This window comes from Brevibacterium permense (assembly GCF_025506275.1).
GTDB classification, from domain to species: Bacteria; Actinomycetota; Actinomycetes; order Actinomycetales; family Brevibacteriaceae; genus Brevibacterium; species Brevibacterium permense_A.
In genome coordinates, this window is record NZ_QYCP01000096.1 from 202,524 (window position 1) to 224,625 (window position 22,102).

Below are 22,102 nucleotides of genomic sequence, written 5' to 3' on the forward strand. Positions count from 1 at the left end.
CTGATGGTCCGATCAGCTCAATAGACGGTCGATAACGCGGCCGGAGGCGTTCCCATCATCATTTGGTGCGAACCGTTCAGCGAATTCACGCAGCTGTCGCCTCTGATCGTCGTCCATCGTCATCATGTTCCGGATTGCGTTGAACAACTCTTGCGGGGTTCTGGTGATCGGACCCGGCAGATCGGTGTTGTAGTCAAGGTAGAAGCCGCGCAGCTGGTCACGGTACTTCTCCAAGTCATACGCGAAGAACACAATAGGTCTTTGCAACACTGAGAAGTCAAAGAACGACGAGGAATAGTCGGTCACTAGCATGTCACTGGCGAGAAACAGCTGCTGGATATCCGGGTAATTGCTGGCGTCCTTGACCGAGTCCTGCAGATGCGCGGGTATTTCGAGCTTCGTGCTGTTCAGAACGTGAGTTCGCACGATCAACACGACATCAGGCCCCAACTCTCTGGTGAACTCTTCGAGACTGAATGGCCATTCGAAAGCAAATCTGCCTTTGGACGTCGGCTGGTCGTCCCTGAAAGTCGGCGCATAGAGCACAACGGTCTTGCTGCTGGGAATCCCCAGCTGCTGACGAACCGATACTCCGATCTGCTCTCGGTCCTCGGCACGCAGAATATCGTTGCGAGGGTATCCGATCTCGTAGACGGGCCCCGTGTATCCGTACGATGACTGCATCGCTCGCGTCGCGTAAGGCGAAGGCGAGACGAGGGCATTCCACTGAGCCGATGCTTCCTTCACCCGATCGATGTATCCGGCATCGCGGCCGAAGAAGTTCTCTTGATCGAGGAACATTCTCTTCAGCGGTGTTCCGTGCCAAGTCTGGATGTACAGGCCGCCCTTACGCCTGTGGATGTAATTGGGAAAATTGTGATTGTTGATCCAGTACTTGGCGGTGGCCAAGTACCAGAAGAATGCCGGAGAGTGCCGTTTGACGACTACTGTGTGCTCGTCTGCGAAGGGCAACGGCTTGTTGTAGACCCAGACTTTTCTTCTTGTGTCGCCACGTCTGATGAGCTCTTCGTAGATCGCCCGCGGGCTGTCACCGAACTGCTTGCCCTGACCGGACTCGAAGACTATCGTATTGCTGTCCAACGGCGCCTTGCGCATAGCCTTATACGCCTGTTTCATCGTGGGCAGGTACTGTTTTCGTCTGCGGACTACTCGATACACCGTCTGGGCCAGTTCCTTGTCCAACACGTCTGACACGTGGGGCCTGCTCTTCTTCATCGAAGAGATCGCTTGAAAGATCCTCTCTCGACTCTGGGTATCGCGGTGCAGCAGAAAGCGGTCGGCACGGAGGCGGTAGGTTTCTTCCACCTCCGCGTTCGATTGGTAGGCGCTCTCAATTGAGTCGAGCAGTTCATTCTCTTCAGCCACCACCGGACCGGGAAACTCCTTGATCGGATCTGCGTGCGGAGGTGCGAACATGTGGCTGTCGAACTGGTAGTAAGCGACCGGCTTATGCAGGAACGAGAAGTCGAACGCAACACTTGAGTAGTCGGTGATGAGCATCCCGCTCTGCTTGAGCAGGAACTGAACATCGATTTCACCCTGGACAACGACCCGCGCCCCATTGCCTTCGAAATGGGAGCTGAACTGCTGCATATTCGGGTGCAGACAGAAAATCGGTTCGAGGCGGTAGTCGTCGACAAGCTTGCGGAATCGGTCGGACCTGAGCAGAGATTTCCACCGATCGAAATACTCGGACTCCGTGAAGAACTCCGGATCCTGCAGCCAGGGGCGCCATGTCGGCATGATCATCAATTGCTGCCGATTCAGCGCGACGCTGTCGTCCAAGAGCGAGTCGAATCGTGCGAATCCAGTTACTGCAATCTCATCTGGCCTGTAGCCGAAATCCTGGACGAAGAATTCTTTCTCACGTTCTGAACAGACTGTGATGAGATCTGTGTCGAAGCCTGCTGTCGCTTTGCCGTAGTTGGGGACCATCCATTTGGCGGCGGTGACTCCATGCTGCAGAAAGATCTGATCTGCTTGCAACGCTCGTTGAAATTGCGGCGCTCGAGTGGGATAGAGGAAGTTCGGATGATGGGTACCGATGATCTTGTCAGCGCTGAGCGTCAAGCGGATATGCTCGGGCGACCGGAAATCGATGACATGGTCGTAGCCATCCAAGTTGCGTCGCTCTGGCGAATCTGCTCGAATGATATAATAGGCATCGATTTCAGGATGCGAGTCTCGCATATATTTGAAGAACTGCAGACCATTGTCCTGAGCTTTGTAGGGCAATTCTCCGATAATCCAAATCGGCTTCGACTTGCGTTTGCGATTCGCCTTCAATTTCGCAAGTGAGAGTTCGGACTTCAGATAGTCGTATGTAGAGGTCTCAAACGTTTCAAGCGTCAAAGACGGATTCTTCGCCTTGAAGGTGTAGTACGGCGCAATCGAGACCGTCTTGCCACCAGATGTCACCGCTCCGCCTTCGGTCGCCATCCTTACCAGGTATCGGCTCTTCCCGATACGTGCGCGGCGGGGTTCGGACCCGAGTCTGTGGTCGAGATCGAGGTAGAGATCGACATTGTCATCGGAGATCTGCTCCACCAGCCCGGAGAAATCGATCTCACCACTGAAAGTGTATTGCCGGAGACCGAACCGGCGAGCCGTTCGGTCCTCATCGAGCTCCAAACGGGCTCGAGAGGTGGCCTTGAAGCCAGTTGTGCGTCCGATGGCGACGAACTCAGCGCCCAGATACTCGGTTCCGCGGGCAAAGACTCGCCCGCGAACTTGCAGCAGCCCATCGTGGACTGTGACGCCGTCGTTGCGAATATGGGCATAGGGCTTGTGCTCTCGGTCAACTTCAATGACCAGATGACCGCGCTTGGTGACGAGAGGGTAGTAGAAATGGTCTCCTGCCCGTCGATAGCCGAATTGGCCTGTTGCAGTTTGGTGGGCGCGTCCCAGCCGGACCAAGCCGACGGCGCTGTCCTCGTTGGTGACCTCTAAGTCCGACCAGGTAAGTGCCTCGTCATCAAGGTTTTCGTACCCCAGATAGAACCGAAGTACGTGGCCGTCGTTGCCGATTGAAGCACTCGCAGGTTCGCTGTGGTGCGAGGCCGCTGATGGAAGCTGGCTGACGATCGAATCGAGATCCACCTCACATTCTAGAGTTGTCAGTGCCTCACTTCCATCTACCTCGAATTGTGTGGACTGTAGATTGCACAACTGCTCTAAGCTGTTATCAATTTCAACCCAAAGAGAATCCGGTACGTAGTTTCCAGCAACCTTCATACGCAGATGCATGGAGGTCGAGTTCGGATCTTGACAGACCTCGAGCGCGCTGAGCTTCAGCGCAGTGCGATCCGTTGAGGGCGACTGCTTCGACTTGATGCGCCGGGAAGCTTGAGATGCCCTTTGCACTGTTGACTGTGCGAACAGGGCAGCATGCGCAGCGACTTTGCGAATGTTCATCTAGCGAGGTTCTCCATTTGATGCTGTCGATTCGAAGGCTCGATCGTTCCACGGGGCAAGCTGTACCTCACCGAGTTGAAGCAACTTGTGCTGTGCCGTTTCGAGGCCCTCCCATAAGTACAGGGTACGCGGACGTTGTCGGTACTTCTCCGACCGGGTTCGGGGCCGATGTGGGCAACGAAACCGCTACGGACTGATATCAGTCTAATGGGCCGTATCCCCGCGAAACGCCCGATGTGTTCATCGACGGGAGACGATTCGTCGAATGGTGGAAGGTGCCTCGGGCAAGCTGTCGGCCACAACTGGCCCTGTCCAACGGGCCGCCCGCAGCGACGACGGAATGCGTTATCGCAGGGGCCATTGCCGTCGTGCGGGGCGGTTCAGACAACAGAAGGGACTGTCATTGAGAATGCAGAGAAGTGTCGGGTCTCTTCGGCAGGAGTGAGAAAAGGAGTGAAAATTGCAGGGCCGTTCGGGATGGTGCTTAGTGATCGAGCCTGATTCATGAAAGTATCGTCTGGCGTCGATCAAAGTAGGAGAATTCTCGGCTCTTAGTCGAGAGAGCGAGGTAATTCCGATGGGCACGAATACTCTGCCCGCAGCAGCAGGCCTCCGGCCGAGCGGCGGCATCGCAAGTCGCGATCACCGCAAAGACATCCAAGGGCTGAGGGCATTGGCCGTGGGAATTGTCCTGCTTTATCATCTTTGGCCGAACCGATTCACCGGCGGTTTCATCGGCGTCGATGTATTCTTCGTCATTTCAGGTTTTCTGATCACCAGCCATCTACTCAAGACTCCCCCAAAGAATTGGAAAGATGTTGTCGCCTTCTGGGGCAGGCGGATCAGAAGACTCCTTCCCGCGTCGTTGCTGGTGCTCTTCGTTGCAGGAATCGCCACCTACCTATTCGCACCTCAGTCTGTGTGGGCCGATACCGGACGTCAGATTCTGTCTGCTGCGTTCTACGTAGTGAATTGGGACTTTGCCAGTTCCAGTGTTGACTACCTCGCCGCCGATAATGCGCCCTCGCCCGTCCAGCACTTCTGGTCATTGTCCGTCGAAGAGCAGTTCTACTTCATCTGGCCCTTGGTCGTCGGTCTCGCATGCTACGCAGGCGCGAGGTTCAAGCGGTCGAATACCGCTGTGGCCGTTGCCGTCGCAAGCGTGTTTGTGCTGTCGCTCGTTTTCTCCCTGTACTACACGGCCATGGAGCCGGCTATGGCGTACTTCGTGACTCCGACTCGAATGTGGGAGCTGGCTGCCGGAGGACTCGTCGCTGTCGTGATGAGCCGCGTTCGGCCTCAGAAGCTTCCCCTGCGGTCGCTGATGAGCTGGGTCGGTTTGGCCGGGGTTGTTGCAGGGACGTTCCTGATCCGTCCAGATATGCCGTTCCCCGGTTACCTTGCGTTGGTGCCAGTGCTTTCGACTGCGCTTGTCATCCTCGTTGCGTCCGAATCGCGACGGTCCCCGTATGTGCTGCTTTCCCTGCGTCCCGCACAGTTCCTGGGAGATATCTCGTACTCCGTCTACCTGTGGCATTGGCCGATGATCGTTCTGGTGCCGTATCTCTCCGAGCAGATCGGGTTCTCGGCAAATCTGGGGCGATTGGATAAGGCGCTGATCATCGTCGCATCGCTTGCGGTTGCGTGGATCTCGACGGAATTCGTTGAGAATCGGTTCCGCCGGCAAGCCTTCCGAGGGAAGGAATGGAAGACTTTCGGATTCGCCGCTGTTGCAATGATCGTTGTCGGAATTCTGGGACTGAGCCAAATGTGGGTGGCGACCAGAATCGTCGAGAAGAACCAGGACGAGATTCAAGCAGAACTGTCTGATCCCAAATCATGCTTGGGTGGCAACTCACTCCCTTCAGGGTCGCCCGGCGCGACGAAGTGTCCCGATCGGCAGCCGCTCAAGATGGAGCCGGCGGCCGCGAAGAACGACAAATCTCGAGCCTACGCAGATGGGTGCTGGGCAAGGCCGCCCTACTCGAACCGCCCCGAATGCACCTACGGGAGGGGCGAAAAGAAGATTGCGCTGGTAGGGAACTCACATGCCGGTCACTGGCTGCCTGCGCTGGAGGTTCTCGCCGAACGGAACGACTGGACGATCACCACCTTTTTGGCCTCCACCTGCAGCATCTCCACATTGCCGCAAGATCTCTCGAACGAGGAAACCGTCAAAGGCTGTCAGGACTATGGTCGATGGGTGACTGAGCGAACAACTTCCGGTGAGTTCGACGCAGTAATCACCTCGGAGCGGCAATCGACTCCTCTGCAAGAGATGAGTTGGGCTGAGACCGAGAAGAACGCTTCTGACGGTCACACGAGAACCCTCGAAGAGTGGAACAAGGCTGAGCTGGACGTCGTGGTGATCAGGGACACCCCATACCCAGGAGCAGAAGACGTCCATGTACCCGACTGCGTCGCCTCTCACGAAGACCGCCTCGAAGAGTGTGCGGGGACACCCACCTCCTGGTACTGGATGGATCCGTTGGCGGAGGAAGCTCGATCGATGGATCTGCCGAGCACGAAGGTGGTCTACCCAGAAGATTGGTTCTGCCCCGAAGGTCGATGTGAGCCTGTCATCGGTGGAGTGATCACCTACTTCGATACTGCCCACATCACCGCCACCTATGCGAGGACGCTGGCCCCACAGTTGGATTCTCAGCTTCGGCAAACAGGGCTGGCCACATTTGACCGATCTGAATGACTACCCCCGTCCCCAGGGATTCAGCCGAATTCTCAGGCCATGACTCGTCGGCGGAGGGCGCTGTACCCGCTGCTTGTTCGCAAGCGATTGGACATCGGCCGGTATCGCCCGGTGTGGATCCGACACTGCTGTTGTATCCGTGAGGTTGGGTGCTAGGTTTGTTCAGGTCATCCATTGAACGACCAGTGGGCGCACATGAACGTCGGTGGCGGAAGACGGCCAGGTTGCAGTTCACCCGACCTGATCTGCCGGCAGCTTATTGCCGCGACTGCGAATTGTCGGAGTCGGCGAACGAAGCAACTGAAATTCGTCGTCTTGCCAGCGAGCGGTTCGGTGAAGCAACTGGGCGAAGTGGAACGTGGGAGTCGCATCGTTGACCTCGACATTTCTGGTGGAACTGAGAAAGGGCAATCTTGAGCTTGATCACTAGGCTGTTCGGCAAATCAGCGGGCGCTGCCGAGGAACGTTCTCGCAGCCGATACCTGGTCGGAACAGATGAGGTTCACGTCTACAACGCCACGTGGTCGATCCCTGAATCGATCGGCGGCATGACGACTGCAGCTTTGCGGCGGATTCGAAGCTTCCAGAAGTTCGGGCGGCCACTTTCTCAGACTCTGCTGACTTTCAGCCCGCGTATGGATGTCGATGAAGTGCGTGAGAGGCTGCTCGCCGAAGGGCGAGTGACTGAGGACCTTCGGCTACTGAACGTATGGAGCGACCTGCGCAATCGGGGCGATGCGGAGCTCGCCGAGATCCGTGGAGAACCTTCGACCGACCCAGTTCCGAATGAGGATGGCGAGGTCGAACGCATCAATGAGTTCTACGACCTGTTTCGCGATCAGAAAACCGGAGCAGTCATTCGGCGCAACTATCTGCGCGTCAATGGCCGGCCGTTGCTTGTTGACGTGCGCGATCCGAAGGTCGGGAGGCGATTCATCCTCTACTCATCGAGCGGTGATCCGATCGCAGAATGGCGGCGCCCACGCGACTTCTACAATGCATGGGTTTCATCAGTTGTCTCTGAAGATCCAGCGGTAGTCATCGTTGATGACAAGAAGGTCAGTGAGTTCATCCACGAGATCTCCGATAGGAGATTTGGGCTGATCCTCTTCCTACACGGAACTCACCTTCGCCTTCCATGGAATGGAGCTCTCGGGGAGTTCCTTCCGCGGCGTCTCGAGACAATGCGCAATTTCGACCGTTTCGACGTTGTGGGAGTTCAGACTCGGCAGCAGGCGGCCGCGATCGAGGCACGAGGCATCTCCTGGGACAATGTGCGTCTGCTCACCGGTGAGCTTCCATCAACGGCAGTCAACTCCGATGTGCCGACCGATCGATCGATGAACAGTGCAGTAATGGTGGCAAACCTGATTGCGCTCAAGCGCATCGATCATGCAATCCGTACTGTGTCAGTGCTCAAGGAACGAGGAGTAGACGTCCGGCTGACCGTTCTCGGAGAGGGTCCTGAGCGCCCGGCCCTTGAACGGCTTATCGAGGAGCTCGGAGTTGCCGATCGAGTCGAACTGCCGGGTTACGTGCATGATGTAGGTGCACGTCTGGAGACTGCGTCCTTCTCACTGCTCACGAGCACCAGTGAGGGGCTTCCATTGGCCATGATGGAATCGATGGGGGCCGGCTGTGTTCCGATCGTCTACGACATCACATACGGACCGGGGGACCTGGTGGTTCAGGGCGACAACGGGTACGTCACTCCATTCGGCGACGTCGATGCCCTTGCTGACCAGATCGAAGAGTTCTTGGAGCTTGACCAGGACCATGTAGCTTCTATGCGGTCGAAGGCCATCGAGACTGCGGCCGAATACCTCCCTGCAGTCGGTTACTCGCGGTGGAAGACGGTTCTGTGTGAGCTGGAACGTCCGTGGCTTCCAGATATCGACAGTCGCAGAACCGGCGAAAGCATTGCGCCCAGATCACTGACCGTCTCGGGAACCGAACGTGGCGTCGAGCTGGAGATGGACCTGACCGTAATCGACGGGTCCATTGCGCCGTTGCTGCAATTGGTTCTTTCCGGCAGGAAGGTGAACTCGTATTTCCTCTGCTCCGAACCGAAGATTCGATCGCACGCCCGTGGGCGTGGGGCAACAGTCACGTTTGCCGTTCCGCACGAGCTCTTCTCTGAATCGGACGGCGAAATCTTTGATGTCTTCCTGCGGCGCCCGCGCGACCCGTGGAATGCGAAACGGAGAGTTCGAACTCCGAGTACCTTCAGCCCAACGGTGTCGGACTCAAGAGAGTGGTATGCGACGAAGTACGGCAATCTGTCCGTTCGGCCTGAGCGATGATCGGAGGAAGCCGCGATCGACTACTCGTCGCTGGCTTCAGCATTGGACTCGTCCGCAAGTGAGCGGTCCTGCAACGATCTACTTCTTTCACTGATCAGTGAACTGACGGCATTGGTGAAACTGACTGTTGACTGCCCCTTATCGCCGTCGCCGAAATAGTACCTGCGCATGTCCTGACGGGCTGCAGACCATGGGTCCTGTGCAAGAGTCCGCTGCAACATCTCGCCGATGCTTCGAACTGTGGAGGTGTCGATGATAGGTGTCACTCTGCTCACCGGCGCCTCGAGGTTGAGTGTTTGACTATCGTCGCGACGGTCAGTGAGGATGAGCGGCTTATCAGGTCGGAGATAGAGAAAGTCGAGGCCGACACTGGAAATATCGGTGACGAGCAGATCAACTGCGTCGAACATTGCGAGTATGTCACCATCCAGGAACACCTGGTGGTGCTGGTCAGCGTCGTCAATCAACTCGTTTGCCTCGTTGATGAGATCGACTATCTGCTGATGGGCACTGACCATGCTCGGGTCCGACGAAGTGCAGACGCGAGGGTGTGGTTTGTAGATCACGCGTGTCCCCGGAAGCGCGATAGCGGCTGCGACTATCTGAGGGCCGAACATATCTACTGAAGTGTAGTTGTTCGCTGCGTTCTCTCCCTCCCAGGTAGGCGCATACATCACTGTCTGTCCTTGGGCAACATTCAGTTCCGGTTGCCGCTCAATGTCCAATTGGGGTCGTCCGACTTTGACCAGTGACGATTCATCAAAGTCGACCAATGCTTTTCGGTGTCGATCTATCGCTGCGTCGCCAGCGACGAAGACTTTGTCGTATGACTTCGCCTGGTTTGAAACCATACTCAACTTGTCAGATTCCCCGTGATTGACATGAACGTGGACCATAGGCGCGAAACTGAGCGACTGGAAGTTGGTCATACCGTTGTTCACGTAGAGAGCAAGCCTGAAGCTGTTTGCATGGTAGAAGGTCTGCAATGGATCGAATCTGCGCTTGAGGACCATCGGCAAGTCGGTGATCTCACGCGCTGCGAGCAACGCCGACGGCTTTCGAAATACCAGCACCACACGATGAATACGATTGAGCTGCTCGAGGACCGGGATCCACTGGCTCAACTGATAGAACTTGGGCTTTCGGTCGCCGAAGTAGACCACGACTTCGGCGTTGACATAGCTTCCGTCATATTCCAGCTCCAGCTGGTTCCATCGATCCGTCCCCCTGATCCATCGGCTGGTCTTCTTCCAGGCGGATGAACGTACAGCCTGCAGGGCTGCTTCCCGGGCCAGATTCTTCACAGCGTGCCTTTCATAGGTGGAACGGGCGGTTCACAGCACCCGCGTAGCCGATGCCAATCCAATCTTACGGACATCGTCGAATGATGCCTCCCGACGTTCTGTGAGGTTCGTCGGATGCTGTTGGATGACGGGCCCTCGTTCTGTGTGTATCGGCTCGCGGTCGGCATCCTGAAACTCAGTCACTCACATGACCGATTTTCTCGTCTCTGGTGCGTTCGAGATCGACTCATTCAGCGTCGCGAGAATTGACGCTGATCGTGACCGTGCTCTGTGGCCCTGGCCGTCCAGTTCTTGATCTTCTATCACAGTCAGAGCAGTAGTGGAGGGCAGGTTGATGAGTGTGGAAGCGATGGTATCCACACTGGTCGGGCCGTTGAAGAGAACGGTGTCAAAAGCCCGCAGCCGATTATTGATCCAGTCGCAGTGTTCGTCTGAACCGACGTACACGTGTCGAAGGTTTCGATGAGTCAGCTCTCTGAGGTTGAGATTCGCCTGCTCGAACTGCAGGTGAAGCCTCGGGGCCAGCTCGACGAACATCTCTTCGGTTTCCGAGGCATTCCGCCCGATGTGAACTCGCAGTCGAGTTGCCCTGACCAGCCGATCATATGTTCGCTGATTGCCGGTGAGGATTGCAACGGAATGAGTTCGATTGACCAATTCGAGAGCTGGCAACCAATCGAGAAGCAAACCGATATCCTGCGGCCCCGCCATGGTCGACACAAGAATCTCAGATCTCCGTCGCTTCATTGCGGAGTCTCGGCTGTCGATCAGCTTCGATTCTCCCTGATACTGTGCGACGAGGTTGGCCATTCCATTCCCCGCGAATCTGATGCTTCGAGCCGCGAAAGTGACTCCGCGCATGGCGGCCCGTGCGGCCGGTTTCGGCGGTCGACCAACCTCCGGTGCAGCATTGGCTGAAACTGGGCATCCTGAGTTCGAGGGATTCTGCCGCATCTCTACAGCCTGATCGCGTTCGCTGATGACCTGCTCGATTGCAGACGCGAATCTCGAAAGGGATGCTCCCTTTGTGCGGTCCCCGTAGTAGTAGTCTGCCCATCGAGCGAGTTTCTCTCGTTCCATCGCATCGTCGAGCAGGTTGCTTACTATTTGGTTGCAACGATCAGCGTCACTGGCAGTCAGGAGGCGGGTCTTGGCTATGAATCCTTCGGTGGGCATGACCGCTTCGGGCTCGGTGGGCTGAGTGACGAGGAGGGGTTTTGCGGTGGTGAGCCAATCGTATGCAACGGCTGAGATGTCAGTGATCATAAGGTCGGCAAATTCGAGTTGCCAGCCGAACGCCGAGGTGTCGATCAGGTGGGCGTCCTCGTTGGCTTCGTTGGCATCGTGGAGCAGATCCCTGATCTTTTCGTCTGCTTCCGCGAAGTCTGTATCCAGTACTCCGGTTCGAGGATGAGGCCGGTAGATTACACGGAACCGACTGTCAGACAGCAACCGTGAAACGATGGTCACTCCGTGCGACGCGACCGATCCGTACCGCATCGTCCGCCTTCCGCCTTCCCACGTGGGTGCATAGAGCACAGTGATCCGGTCCGATTGCGCTTTCAACGGCGATTCGTGCCGAATGTCGATCTGCGGTCGTCCGATCGCCAGAGTTCTCGCGTCGACATCATAGTTGCGTACATGCTTTCGAAGTCTGTCTCGGGAGGCTTCCCCTGCAACGAAGAAATAGTTGAAGACCTTTACCCAATTCGACGCCATATAGATCTTGTCGGACTCGCCGTGACTGATGAAGACATGTTCTGCCGAGGTGATTCCCAAGATTCGGTAGTTGGCGTAGTTCTGATTCGGGTAGAGGATGATCTTCGGTCGGAGATCCTGTTCGACCTCTCGCAGATCGGTATAACTCGGCGTGAGTACGACTTTGAGGTCGGTTTCCCGGGCTACGAGCTCTGCGGTCGAAGGCTGGTAGCAGAGAATAGCCACTCTGTGGGTTCGTGCAAGGTACTCCAATGGGCCGTACCACTGTCTGATCTGGTAGATGTTGACAGGTTCGCCGGGAAAGTTGACCAGTACATCGACAGATGCCCCCGGGGCGGGTCTGAATTCCGGCATGGCCCGCAGCCGTGTTCGGTGACGAACAGTATTTGCGGACGTGCGCATCTTCCGCGCGATTCTGCTGGCAAGCGCAAGTGTCTCAGAGACGTGCATCATCAATGTTTACCGAAATTTCCCTTGCAATTCAGACAGCCCAAACGTCAAGTGTAGCGACTGTGAAGGTGAGTGGGCGGGTGCTGTCGGAAATTCGCAGACGATCTGGCCGATTCTGTTCGCGGGTTGCCTGAGGCGAGGCGCGCGAATCAACACTGCAAACTACCTAAAACCCCAGTAAGTCTTGCCAAAATCGCAACTTGTGTGCAGACTGTATGGGTGGTCACGACGAGCGAAGGCGCCCAGAGCGCACCGGAATCACTGGTCAGCCGTGTCCGCATCGCTATCAAAGACGCGAGGATCAACCACAGCGAGGTTGCCCGACGCATCGGCCTCGACGCGAGCAAACTGTCAAAATCCCTCGCCGGAGTGCGGAAATTCCGGGTCGAGGAGATCTCTCACATCGCCGAACTCACCGGGGTCACCACGGATTGGCTGACGACCGGGCGAACGGCACGGCCGCCTCGGCGAACAATGGTCGCCGACGTTCCTCCCGCACTCAGCGAATCACCCGCCGACGATTCCGCAGATGACCTCGCGGGTGATGCACGAATGGAGCAGGCCGACGGAGGAGCGGCCCTCGGGCCGGACTCCGAACAGGACTGGATGTCGAAAGGCACCCGCAATCGGCTGAAGATCATCGCCGCTGCCTGGCGACTCTACGCCGACCTCGGCATCGACAAGGTCCGCACCGAGGATGTCGCGGACTCGGCCGGAGTGTCCTCCTCGACGGTGAACTACCATTTCCGGACGAAAGACCAGCTGCTGCAGTCAGCCCTGCGCTATTCGCTCGACGTCATCGCCGAGACCCGCCACCTCAACGACTCCGCCGATCCCGTCGGCGTGCTCCGTCACTTCGCCCGCATCCATGCCGGAGTCGACCGGAAGATTCGGAGAGTGTGGTCGATCTGGCTCCAGTGCTGGGCCCGTGCCGCCACCGACGAAAGCGCCCGAGAGAACCTCACCGCCGTCTACGGCGAATGGATGGACATGATCACCACGGTCATCGACGGCGGTCAGAGAGCCGGAATGATCAGGACCGGCGACACCGCGCTCATGGTCAAATCCCTGTCGATCTTCATCGACGGCCTGGGCGTGGCCCGCACCACCGAACACATGCCCATCACGGACGACGAGGCGCTGGCCATGCTCGAAAACTATCTGAACGCTCACATCCTCAACAGTGACGCGTTCACCGACGACACCCGAACCCCGAAGTCAGACCGGGCCGCCGCAGTCGGTCGGCCCGAACCGACGTCTTAGGAAGAAGGCACATGAGAACACCGAACCGAAGACAAGCGCTGGGCGCAGGCCTTGCCGTGGCCGGCGTCGCGGGGTTGAGCGCCTGCGGCGGCGCGGAAGTCAGCGCCGCCGACGCCGGAGACCCTGTCAAGGGCGGAACCCTGCGCGTCGGTGTCACCGGAGGCAACTCCGCGGACACCGTCGACGCCCACATCCCCGTCAACAACGGCGATGTCTGCCGTGCCGTCAATCTCTACAACGCCCTCTACGGTTGGGACGACGACTCCCAAGTTGTACCGCTGCTGGCCGAATCGATCGAAGCCAACTCCGACTCCACCGTGTGGACATGCACGCTGAAGGAGGGCATCAAGTTCTCCGATGGCAAACCGATCACCTCCGAAGACGTCGTCTTCACCTTCGAGCGGATCAACGACCCCGACGACCCGAAGACCGCGGCAGCGAACTTCTCCATGCTCGAGAAAGTCGTCGCCAAGGACGATCGCACCGTCGAATTCCGCCTGAACGAACCCAACGGCCTGTTCAAGGACGCCGTCGCCGAATACACCGCCGCCATCGTCCCCGTCGGCTACGACCCGGAGAACCCGGTGTGCTCGGGACCATTCAAACTCAAATCCTTCACCGCCGCCCAGTCGACCGTGCTCGTGCCCAACGAGCACTACTTCGACTTCGACAAGATGTACCTCGACGAGGTGGAGGTGCTGAACTTCAACGACGACGACGCCCTCATCAACGCCCTCCTGTCCACCCAGGTCGATGCGATCGCCGGCATCCCGCTGGCCCTCGTCGAAGTCATCGCCGCCGATGAGCGCATGTCCATCCTCAACTCGAAGACCGGCATGTGGCTGCCCTTCACCATGCGAGTGGACAAGAAGCCCTTCGACGACGTCAAGGTTCGACAGGCCTTCCGGCTCGTCGTCGACCGCGAACAGATGATCGAACAGGTGCTCTCCGGCTACGGAACCCTGGGCAACGACATGTTCGGACCCTTAAGCGAGAACTACCCGAAGTTCCCGCAGCGTAAGCAGGACCTGGACAAAGCGAAGAAGCTCCTCGCCGAGGCGGGTTATCCCGACGGACTCGACGTCGAACTCGTCACCGCTCCCATCCAATCCGGAGCCGTTGAGGCCGCCCAAGTCTTCGCCCAGCAAGCCGCCGATGCCGGGATCCGGGTCAAGATCCGCAAAGTCGATGCCACCACGTTCTTCGGCGACGGCTACCTCAAATGGGATTTCGCCCAGGACTTCTGGTACACCCGCGACTTCATGCCGCAGGTCATCTCCTGCGCCCTGTCCGAATCGCCCTTCAACGAAACCCATTGGGACGAACCGAAGTTCAACAAGGTCTTCGACAAGGCCCGTGCCATTCCGGAGGCTGAGAAGCGACGGGACCTTGAACACGAGCTGCAGAAGATGCTCTACGACGACGGCGGATACATCGTGTGGGGTTTCGCCAACCAGGTCGACGCCTTCCAGAAATACGTCGGAGGGCTCGTCCCCAACTCCACGGGACGTCCGCTGAGCGGTTGGAGATTCGACCGCGTATGGATCGGAGAGGTCTGACATGTTCGGAAAAGTCATCGGTAAGCGGCTGCTCTTCTCCGCGTTCATCCTCATCGCAGTCTCACTGCTCGTCTTCGGCGCTACCCTGCTGCTGCCCGGCGATGCCGCCCGGGCGATCCTCGGCCAACAGGCCACCCCGGAACGCATTGCGGCCCTGAACGAACAGCTGGGACTCGATCAACCCGCCTGGCAGCGGTACTTCACCTGGCTGGGAGGACTCTTCGTCGGAGACTTCGGAACCTCCTCGGCGACAGGAGGATCGGTCGGCGCGCTCCTCGGCGATCGGATCGGGGCCTCGTTCATCCTCATGGGACTGGCCGCGCTCATCTCCGTGCCGCTGGGCATAGGACTCGGCGTCTACCAGGCGCTGCACCGCGGGAAGCGCCGTGACCAGGCGATGACCGGCTTAAGCCTCGTGCTGGCGGCCATGCCCGAGTTCGTCATCGGCATCGGCCTCATCGCCATCTTCGCCACTTCGGTGTTCCAGATCCTGCCGGCCGTCACCCTGGCCCCGCCGGGAGAGCCCGTGTGGAACCGCCCCGAACAGCTCATCCTGCCGACCCTGACACTCATCCTCGTCGTCACTCCGTACATCGTGCGGATGATGCGGGCGACGATGATCGAAGTCCTCGACTCCGGGTTCGTCGAGATGGCCAGGCTCAAGGGTGTCCCGGAGAAGCGCGTGATCATGCGTCATGCTGTGCCTCACGCACTCGGACCGGTCGCTCAGGTCGTCGCGATCCAGTTGGCCTGGTTGGCCGGCGGCGTGGTCGTCGTCGAGTTCCTGTTCCGCTACCCGGGACTCGGCCAAGCCCTCATCGACGCGGTGACCTACCGTGACGTGCAGGTCGTCCAGGCGATCTCCATGCTCGTCGCCGCTGTCTACGTCGTGGTGAATCTGGCGGCTGACGTCGTCGGCATCCTCACCAACCCGAAACTCAGGAGCGCAGCATGAGCACTGACGCCAACAGCCTTGATGACCTCAAGTCCGCGGCCACGGACGCCGCCGAGGTGCCCAAGGAATCCGCCACCACCTATGTTCCCTTCTACAAGCGGGTCCTGGCCCAGAAGCAGGGCAAGATCGGCCTGATCATCACCGTGGTCGTCGTCGCGCTTGCCCTGTGCGGACCGCTGCTGCTGCCCTGGGCGACCGGCAACACTGCCACCGAATTCGTCACAAAACCGTTCAGCCCCTACGGTCTGTTCGGTTCGGACAACCTCGGCCGCGATGTGCTCTCCCGGTTCCTCGCCGGCGGTGTGACGCTCATCGTCTACGGCGTGCTCGCCACGGCGCTCGGCATGATCGTCGGTGCGATCATCGGCATGCTCGCCGCCTACGTCGGCGGAACCTTCGACGCAGTGATCATGCGGCTCAACGACGTCATCCTCGCCATCCCGCAGCTCGTGTTCGCCCTCCTGGCGATCACCGTGCTCGGACCGCAAGGGTGGGTGCTCGTGACCGTCATCGGCCTCACCCATGCCCCACGCATCGCCCGCGTCGCGAGGTCCGCGACCCTGGGCGTCATCACCGAGGACTACATCAAGGCCGCTGAGATGTATGCGATGCCCAGGTGGAAGGTACTCATCCGTGAGCTGCTGCCCAATATCACCGGGCCGCTGAGCGTGGAGGCGGGCCTGCGCCTGACCTACTCGATCGGCTACATCGCGTCGCTGTCGTTCCTCGGACTCGGTCTCCAGCCGCCCGCGGCTGACTGGGGCCTGATGATCAACGAGAACCGCATCGCCTTGTCCATCCAGCCCTGGGGTGTCCTGCTGCCGGTCGTCGCGATCGCACTGCTGACCATCGGCACAAACCTGCTCGCGGACTCCTTTGCCCGAGCCACCGCATCAACATCCGTGGAGGCATGATGAGCCCGAAGACACAGACCGTTCGCCATGATGATGCGAACGAACCGAACGAGAAGATCGTCCTGCGCGTAAGCGACCTGCGTGTGCTGACGAACGCCGGGGACGAGATCCTCCACGGAGTCGACTTCGCCCTGGCCCGAGGAGAGATCCTCGGGCTCGTCGGCGAATCCGGATCCGGTAAGACGACGGCAGGATTGGCCTGCATGGGGCACTTCCGGGAGGGCCTGAAGTTCGGGTCCGGATCCGTGAGCATCTGGCCGCGCGGGGATGCCACCCACCTTGAAGTCGGCGACCTCGACGAGGTGGCCCTGCGCGATCTGCGCGGATCCCGGATCGCGTACATCCCCCAGGACCCCGCGCTCTCGCTCAACCCGGCTATGCGTGTGGGCGAGCAGATCCGGGAGGTCCTCGACATCCACGGTTTCGGCTCCTCGGAGAAGGAACGGGCCGATCGCGTCGCCGAGGTGCTCGTCGACGTCGGCTTACCCGGGGATAAAACGTATCAGAAACGCTGGCCGCACCAGCTGTCCGGTGGTCAGCAGCAGCGCATCGGCATTGCCATGGCCTTCGCCATGTACCCCGATGTGCTCATCCTCGATGAACCGACGACCGGCCTGGACGTGTCCACGCAGTCGGTCGTGCTCGACACTATCCGGCAGATGACGGTGGCGAACAACGTCGCCGGTCTCTACATCACCCACGACCTTGCGGTGATCAAAGACATCTCCGATCGGGTGGCCGTGATGCTGCGCGGCGACCTCGTCGAAGAGGGGCCGGTGTCGGCAGTGCTCGAACGTCCGCAGCATGAGTACACGAAGATGCTCATGGCCGCCGTGCCCGATCTTGCCGGACGGAAGACGATCGGTGACGGGGCCGCGGAGGCGAAAGCCGTTGCCGAGGCCGATGAGAAGACACATATCCTCGTGTCGGCGGGGGAGAAGCCCGGCGACTCGAAATCGGATCGGTCCGATGCTGACGGGGCGGCCGCCTCGGCGGTTGATTCTGATGTCTCCGCTGTGGAGGGGAAGGGCAAGTCTGCCTCGGAGAATGCGCCTCTGCTCGAGGTCAAGGACGTGGAGCTCGCCTACGGGAAGGCGCAGATCCTCGATGGGATCAACCTGACCCTGGAGCCGGGGGAGTGCACCATGCTGCTCGGCGAATCCGGGTCGGGCAAGACGACGCTGTCACAGTGCGTGGCCGGGCTCAACGACGACTACAAGGGCTCGGTGAAGCTGCGTGGAACGGAGCTGGCACGGTCGACGCGCAAACGCACGAACGAACAGCGCGTGGGCATCCAGTACGTGTTCCAATCGCCGTTCTCATCGCTCAACCCGCGGCGGTCCATCGGCCAGTCGCTGACGGTGCCGCTGGAGATGAGCGGTCAGGGAACGGCCGCAAGCCGGAAAGCCACCGTCGAGGAGGCGCTGGATTCCGTGCGGCTGGGCCGGACGTTCTACCACCGTCGCCCGGGTGACCTCTCCGGCGGTGAGCGGCAGAGGGCTGCGATCGCGCGTGCGCTGGTCAACGCGCCGTCCGTGATGGTCTGTGATGAGATCACCTCGGCGCTCGACGTCAGCGTGCAGGCATCGATCGTCGCCCTGCTGCGCACCCTGCGAGAGGAGCGGCAGCTGGCGATGCTCTTCGTCACGCACAATATCGCGCTCTCCAGGCACATCGCGGACAATCTTGCCGTGCTCAACAAGGGCAAGATCGTCGACTACGGTCTGACCGCGCAGGTGCTCGAGAACCCGTCGCACGAGTACACGCGGGCGCTCATCGCCGACGTGCCGAAGTTCTGAGGTCGGCTATCCGGTAGGGTAACGGTCACTTCGAGCAGGGATCGCCGAAGTGTGGGTCACCTTGAGCGGGAGTTCTTGACCGCACCCGCCAGGTCGGCGGAGAGCTCTTCGCGGGTGAGGTGGGTGAGCCGGCTGACCGCCCTGATGAGCCCGTCGGATCCGAGGTATCCGACGGATCGGGCAGCGGAGGCAATTGTGGATCCCGCGCGGATTCTGCAAAGGGCCAGGTTGAGTCGCTTCCGCGTCCTCCATTGCACGAAAGACATGCCCAGGTCGTCTTTGACGATTCGTTCGACGTGCCGTTTGCTCATCGAATGGCGCTCGGCGACAGCGGTCAGCGGCACTATCAGGCTCATGGGATCGTCCACGATCGCTTGCACTGCGCGGTGCTGCGGAACCGGTAAGGGGAAGTCATCGACGGTGAACGCGCTCAGCTTTGCGTCGAGGGCTTCCCTGAGTGGTCGGCGCTCGGCCTCGCTGTTCGGAGACGAGGCGAGGATGAGCAGTGCGGTTTCGCGGAGGGCCATCGACCGGCGGATATGGAGGAACCCCTCGGGCGGTTCCGTCCTCGGTGACAGTCGCGGGCCGAGCATGATGGAATCCGCTTTGGCCTTGACCGAATGGTCGACGCGCGAACCCAACCACAGGCTGGACTCCGAGGCGAGGCTGAGATGCGTCGGCACGAACCCGCGCCCGCGCAGATGGACGTCTACGCAGCCGCTGATGACATGAATGAGCAACGGATACGAATGGCTGTGCCAATCATGCCCGGTGAGGAGCACCGGTCGTTCTGTCTCGCTGTCGCCTGGTCGCAGACGGGTGTGTCGTGTTGGTCGGGTGATGATGTCGCCTTTGTCGTGGTTGAGCCGAGAAGTTTGGTTAGGCAGGGCTATGTTCTCAGATTCTAATACCGTATCCGTCAGCCGAGGTGGTCAATGTCCATGCTCCGTCGAATCAGTGCGCTCTTCGCAGGTGTAAGTCTTCTGCTCGTCGCCGCCTGTGCGGGTCCCGCGAGTACGTCGAGCGATGGTCCCTCAGCGAATGGATCCGAGTCCCGTCTGGTCGCGACCGAGCAGGGGGAGGTCGAGGTTCCGGCCGATCCGCAGCGGGTGGTTGTGCTCAACTACGCTCTCGCCGGTTATCTTTTCGACCTCGATGTGCCGGTGGTGGCCACGACCCCCGAGGTCACGGAAACCGACGGGGAATTCTCTCAGTTCTGGTCTGAGAAAGCTGAGGCACAGGGAACCGAGTTCATTCCGTGGAGCAACGACGGATTCGACCTCGAAGCCATCATCGAAGCCGATCCCGACCTCATCATCGCTGGAGGGATCGGATTCCCGCTCAAGCATGCGACCGACTCCTACGACAGATTGCAGGACGTGGCGCCCACGGTACTCGTATCAGGAGACAAGCAGACCTGGCAGGACCAGTTCTCCTTCATCGCCTCCGAGGTGCTGGGCAGGCAGGATGACTATGAGAAGTTCGAATCCGCATATGAGGATCGAGTCGCCGAGGTGAAGGACACCATCTCGATCCCCGAGGGAGAGATCTCCATCCTCACGCTCGACAGCAAGGACACTCCATATATCCTCATCGAGGACAAGAGCCTGTCGGCGGAGCTGGAACCGCTCGGCTTCACGACTGCTCCGCTGTTCGAAGAGAACGACATCGAACCCTACACTGCGGGCGGAGACATGTTCGGACCCTCGCTCGAGGTGCTGCCGGAGGTCCTCCGCTCCGAGACGGTCTTCGTGGTCGGCTTCAACAATGCGAGCATCGGCGTCGACGACCTCAAAGACGAAACGCCGTATAATCGCGTCCCGGCTTTCGAATCCGGTCAGGTCCACGATCTCCCGTACTGGTCGATGCGCGGCGACTATGACGAGGCGATGGCTCTGCTCGACATCGTAGAAGAGATGTTCCCCGCGACGCAGTGACGATGAAGGCGGTCAGCGATCTGTCGACGGAGAATCAGCCGGCCCATCCTCCTCGTCCTCGCGATTCTCATCCTCGGCGGTCTCGTCTGAGCGGCCGAAATCATCGGTGTCGACCTTGTCGAGATACTCCGACGACGGTGCGCCTCCGGCCTCGTGGTCGAGATTCTCCGTAGCCTTGCGCATGCTGTCGGCGGTGCTGTTGCCGTCAGCTGACATTCTGATCACCTTTCGCTGGAGAGCGCGGATAGGTGATCAGTCTATGTTGTACCCACTGCCGAGCGGTACCCCCTGCAGTGGTCGTGGAGGGCATCTCGGTGCGTGAGGATCCGTCGTCTGACCGAGGACGAATTCGAGCTACTCGGTCCGTATCCGCGGCCAGAACCTGCTCTCTCGTGGTCGCCCGTGCCGGGTCTAATTCCGTTCGGTGGTATAGAGCTTGCCTTGATCGAACAGCGCTCCGATTACGACCAACAGGCCAGCGGCCACGAGCACCCAGCCGACTCCGACAGTGGAGTTCGTCGGCGATGACACAACCAGCGACAGGGCACCGAGCGGTGCCAGCCCGCCTGCGACGGCCGTACCGATCTCACGCGCTGTGCCGACTCCGGCCGACCGCGATTCCGGTGGGAACTGCCGTGAGAGGAACGAACCCTGGGCGGAGAACATCATCGGTGCCAGCACGCCGGTTCCGATCGCGATGGCCACATAGACCAGGAGCGTGCTCGAATCCTGCAACAGAGCGAGGAAGACGAAAGCGAACACCATCGACAGCGCGCCGCCGGCCATGATCACAAACTTCGAGCCGAACCGATCGCAGGCCTCACCGAACAGCGGGACGGTGACGATGGCCACGAGACCTGCGACCATCACGGCCCCGGAAGTGACATTGGCGGACACGTCCTGAAATTCGTCGAGGTAGGCCAGTGAGAACGTCTTGAAGATGTAACTGAGTGCGTTGTATCCGATGGCGATGACGAACACCACGAGCAGCGGCCGCCAATGATGGACGAATACATCGGAGAACTTGGGCTTCGCCTTCTCCTCGTTCTCGACCTTCTGCTTGAACTCCGGGGACTCAGGCAATGAGGAGCGGATCCACATGCCGACGCCGACGAGGACGATGGAGACGATGAACGGAATCCGCCAACCCCCGCTCATGAGGAACTCGTCCCCATTGAGCGTGAGTAGGAAGATCGTGGCCGAGGACAGGACGAGACCGATGTTGAGTCCCAGTGCCGGCCAGGACCCCTGACGTCCTCGACGACCGGCCTGAGCGTGCTCATAGGAATTGACGGCGGCTGAGGCGTATTCCGCGCCGGCGCCCATGCCCTGGAACACCCGCAGTGTAACAAGGAGGATCGGCGCCCACGTGCCGATGGCTGCGTAGGTGGGGAGTAGACCGATGCAGAAGGTGGAGATACCCATGAGGGCGAAGGTGATGACAAGCACCTTCTTCCGGCCGAGGCGGTCACCGAGGTGGCCGAAGACGATGCCCCCGATGGGGCGAGCGATGAATCCGACCGCGAAGGTGGCGAAAGCCGACAGAGTGGCTACCTGGCTGTCTCCTTCAGGGAAGAAGATCGTGCCGAATACGATCGATGCCATCGTGGCGTAAAGGTAGAAGTCGAACCATTCGACAGTGGTGCCGACGATCGTGGCGACGGCGACTTTGCGCAGACGCTTCTTCTCATCCTGAGGGCTTTCGTTGAGGAAGCGGCGCGGATTGCTGTTCGCCTCGTTGCGAAGAGTGGTCATGA

14 protein-coding genes are annotated in these 22,102 nt (G+C 59.5%); 8 read left to right on the forward strand and 6 right to left on the reverse strand.

The window, feature by feature from the left end; all coding sequences use genetic code 11:
- Window positions 1-12: 12 nt before the first annotated feature.
- On the reverse strand, window positions 13-3,435 hold the full coding sequence (locus D3I60_RS18580; protein WP_262778379.1) for a CDP-glycerol glycerophosphotransferase family protein: 3,423 nt from the start codon (window positions 3,433-3,435) through the stop codon (window positions 13-15).
- Between the two features lie 577 nt (window positions 3,436-4,012).
- Here D3I60_RS18580 and D3I60_RS18585 point away from each other — a divergent pair.
- Both D3I60_RS18585 and D3I60_RS18590 read left to right on the forward strand, forming a co-directional pair.
- Window positions 4,013-6,142, forward strand: a complete 2,130-nt coding sequence (locus D3I60_RS18585) for an acyltransferase family protein (protein ID WP_262778382.1) — start codon at window positions 4,013-4,015, stop codon at window positions 6,140-6,142.
- Window positions 6,143-6,555: 413 nt separating this feature from the next.
- A complete protein-coding gene (locus D3I60_RS18590; RefSeq protein WP_262778384.1) occupies window positions 6,556-8,445 on the forward strand; it encodes a glycosyltransferase in 1,890 nt (629 codons plus the stop codon).
- A gap of 20 nt (window positions 8,446-8,465) precedes the next feature.
- Here D3I60_RS18590 and D3I60_RS18595 read toward each other — a convergent pair whose 3' ends face one another.
- Together D3I60_RS18595 and D3I60_RS18600 are read right to left on the reverse strand one after the other, a co-directional pair.
- The gene (locus tag D3I60_RS18595) at window positions 8,466-9,749 is read right to left on the reverse strand and encodes a CDP-glycerol glycerophosphotransferase family protein (protein ID WP_262778386.1); all 1,284 of its coding nucleotides are present in this window, start codon (window positions 9,747-9,749) and stop codon (window positions 8,466-8,468) included.
- A 183-nt stretch (window positions 9,750-9,932) separates the two neighbouring features.
- Window positions 9,933-11,918 (reverse strand): CDP-glycerol glycerophosphotransferase family protein, encoded by a 1,986-nt coding sequence (locus D3I60_RS18600; protein WP_262778387.1) that lies wholly within the window; start codon window positions 11,916-11,918, stop codon window positions 9,933-9,935.
- A 219-nt stretch (window positions 11,919-12,137) separates the two neighbouring features.
- Between D3I60_RS18600 and D3I60_RS18605 the strand changes: the two genes are divergently transcribed.
- Genes D3I60_RS18605 through D3I60_RS18625 form a run of 5 tightly spaced genes read left to right on the forward strand, consistent with a single transcriptional unit; the run spans window position 12,138 to window position 18,408 of the window.
- Window positions 12,138-13,181, forward strand: a complete 1,044-nt coding sequence (locus D3I60_RS18605; protein WP_262778389.1) for a TetR family transcriptional regulator C-terminal domain-containing protein — start codon at window positions 12,138-12,140, stop codon at window positions 13,179-13,181.
- An 11-nt stretch (window positions 13,182-13,192) separates the two neighbouring features.
- Window positions 13,193-14,740 (forward strand): ABC transporter substrate-binding protein, encoded by a 1,548-nt coding sequence (locus D3I60_RS18610; RefSeq protein ID WP_262778391.1) that lies wholly within the window; start codon window positions 13,193-13,195, stop codon window positions 14,738-14,740.
- A gap of 1 nt (window position 14,741) precedes the next feature.
- The gene (locus D3I60_RS18615) at window positions 14,742-15,695 is read left to right on the forward strand and encodes an ABC transporter permease (protein ID WP_262778393.1); all 954 of its coding nucleotides are present in this window, start codon (window positions 14,742-14,744) and stop codon (window positions 15,693-15,695) included.
- Window positions 15,692-16,609 carry an ABC transporter permease gene (locus tag D3I60_RS18620; RefSeq protein ID WP_262778395.1) on the forward strand — a complete coding sequence of 306 codons (918 nt, stop codon included), beginning with the start codon at window positions 15,692-15,694 and terminating at the stop codon, window positions 16,607-16,609. Before D3I60_RS18615 ends, D3I60_RS18620 begins: the two co-directional genes overlap by 4 nt.
- Window positions 16,609-18,408 carry an ABC transporter ATP-binding protein gene (locus tag D3I60_RS18625; RefSeq protein WP_262778397.1) on the forward strand — a complete coding sequence of 600 codons (1,800 nt, stop codon included), beginning with the start codon at window positions 16,609-16,611 and terminating at the stop codon, window positions 18,406-18,408. Before D3I60_RS18620 ends, D3I60_RS18625 begins: the two co-directional genes overlap by 1 nt.
- A gap of 56 nt (window positions 18,409-18,464) precedes the next feature.
- On the opposite strand, the gene D3I60_RS18630 is transcribed toward D3I60_RS18625, so the two are convergent.
- Window positions 18,465-19,148: a helix-turn-helix transcriptional regulator gene (locus tag D3I60_RS18630; protein ID WP_262778399.1), complete on the reverse strand. Its 684-nt coding sequence runs from the start codon at window positions 19,146-19,148 to the stop codon at window positions 18,465-18,467.
- A gap of 195 nt (window positions 19,149-19,343) precedes the next feature.
- Between D3I60_RS18630 and D3I60_RS18635 the strand changes: the two genes are divergently transcribed.
- Window positions 19,344-20,345, forward strand: a complete 1,002-nt coding sequence (locus D3I60_RS18635) for an ABC transporter substrate-binding protein (RefSeq protein ID WP_262778401.1) — start codon at window positions 19,344-19,346, stop codon at window positions 20,343-20,345.
- A gap of 12 nt (window positions 20,346-20,357) precedes the next feature.
- On the opposite strand, the gene D3I60_RS18640 is transcribed toward D3I60_RS18635, so the two are convergent.
- Together D3I60_RS18640 and D3I60_RS18645 are read right to left on the reverse strand one after the other, a co-directional pair.
- Entirely contained in the window at window positions 20,358-20,561 is a 204-nt protein-coding gene (locus D3I60_RS18640; protein ID WP_262778403.1) for a hypothetical protein, read from the reverse strand.
- Window positions 20,562-20,756: 195 nt separating this feature from the next.
- Window positions 20,757-22,100: an MFS transporter gene (locus tag D3I60_RS18645; protein ID WP_262778405.1), complete on the reverse strand. Its 1,344-nt coding sequence runs from the start codon at window positions 22,098-22,100 to the stop codon at window positions 20,757-20,759.
- Between the last annotated feature and the right edge of the window lie 2 nt (window positions 22,101-22,102).

Bases quoted from the DNA above. Each gene is read 5' to 3' on its own strand.
- D3I60_RS18640 (WP_262778403.1), bottom strand. From the start codon at position 20,561: ATGTCAGCTGACGGCAACAGCACCGCCGACAGCATGCGCAAGGCTACG.
- D3I60_RS18645 (WP_262778405.1), bottom strand. From the start codon at position 22,100: ATGACCACTCTTCGCAACGAGGCGAACAGCAATCCGCGCCGCTTCCTC.
- D3I60_RS18635 (WP_262778401.1), top strand. From the start codon at position 19,344: ATGTCCATGCTCCGTCGAATCAGTGCGCTCTTCGCAGGTGTAAGTCTT.
- D3I60_RS18580 (WP_262778379.1), bottom strand. From the start codon at position 3,435: ATGAACATTCGCAAAGTCGCTGCGCATGCTGCCCTGTTCGCACAGTCA.
- D3I60_RS18585 (WP_262778382.1), top strand. From the start codon at position 4,013: ATGGGCACGAATACTCTGCCCGCAGCAGCAGGCCTCCGGCCGAGCGGC.
- D3I60_RS18620 (WP_262778395.1), top strand. From the start codon at position 15,692: ATGAGCACTGACGCCAACAGCCTTGATGACCTCAAGTCCGCGGCCACG.
- D3I60_RS18625 (WP_262778397.1), top strand. From the start codon at position 16,609: ATGAGCCCGAAGACACAGACCGTTCGCCATGATGATGCGAACGAACCG.
- D3I60_RS18610 (WP_262778391.1), top strand. From the start codon at position 13,193: ATGAGAACACCGAACCGAAGACAAGCGCTGGGCGCAGGCCTTGCCGTG.
- D3I60_RS18615 (WP_262778393.1), top strand. From the start codon at position 14,742: ATGTTCGGAAAAGTCATCGGTAAGCGGCTGCTCTTCTCCGCGTTCATC.
- D3I60_RS18600 (WP_262778387.1), bottom strand. From the start codon at position 11,918: ATGCACGTCTCTGAGACACTTGCGCTTGCCAGCAGAATCGCGCGGAAG.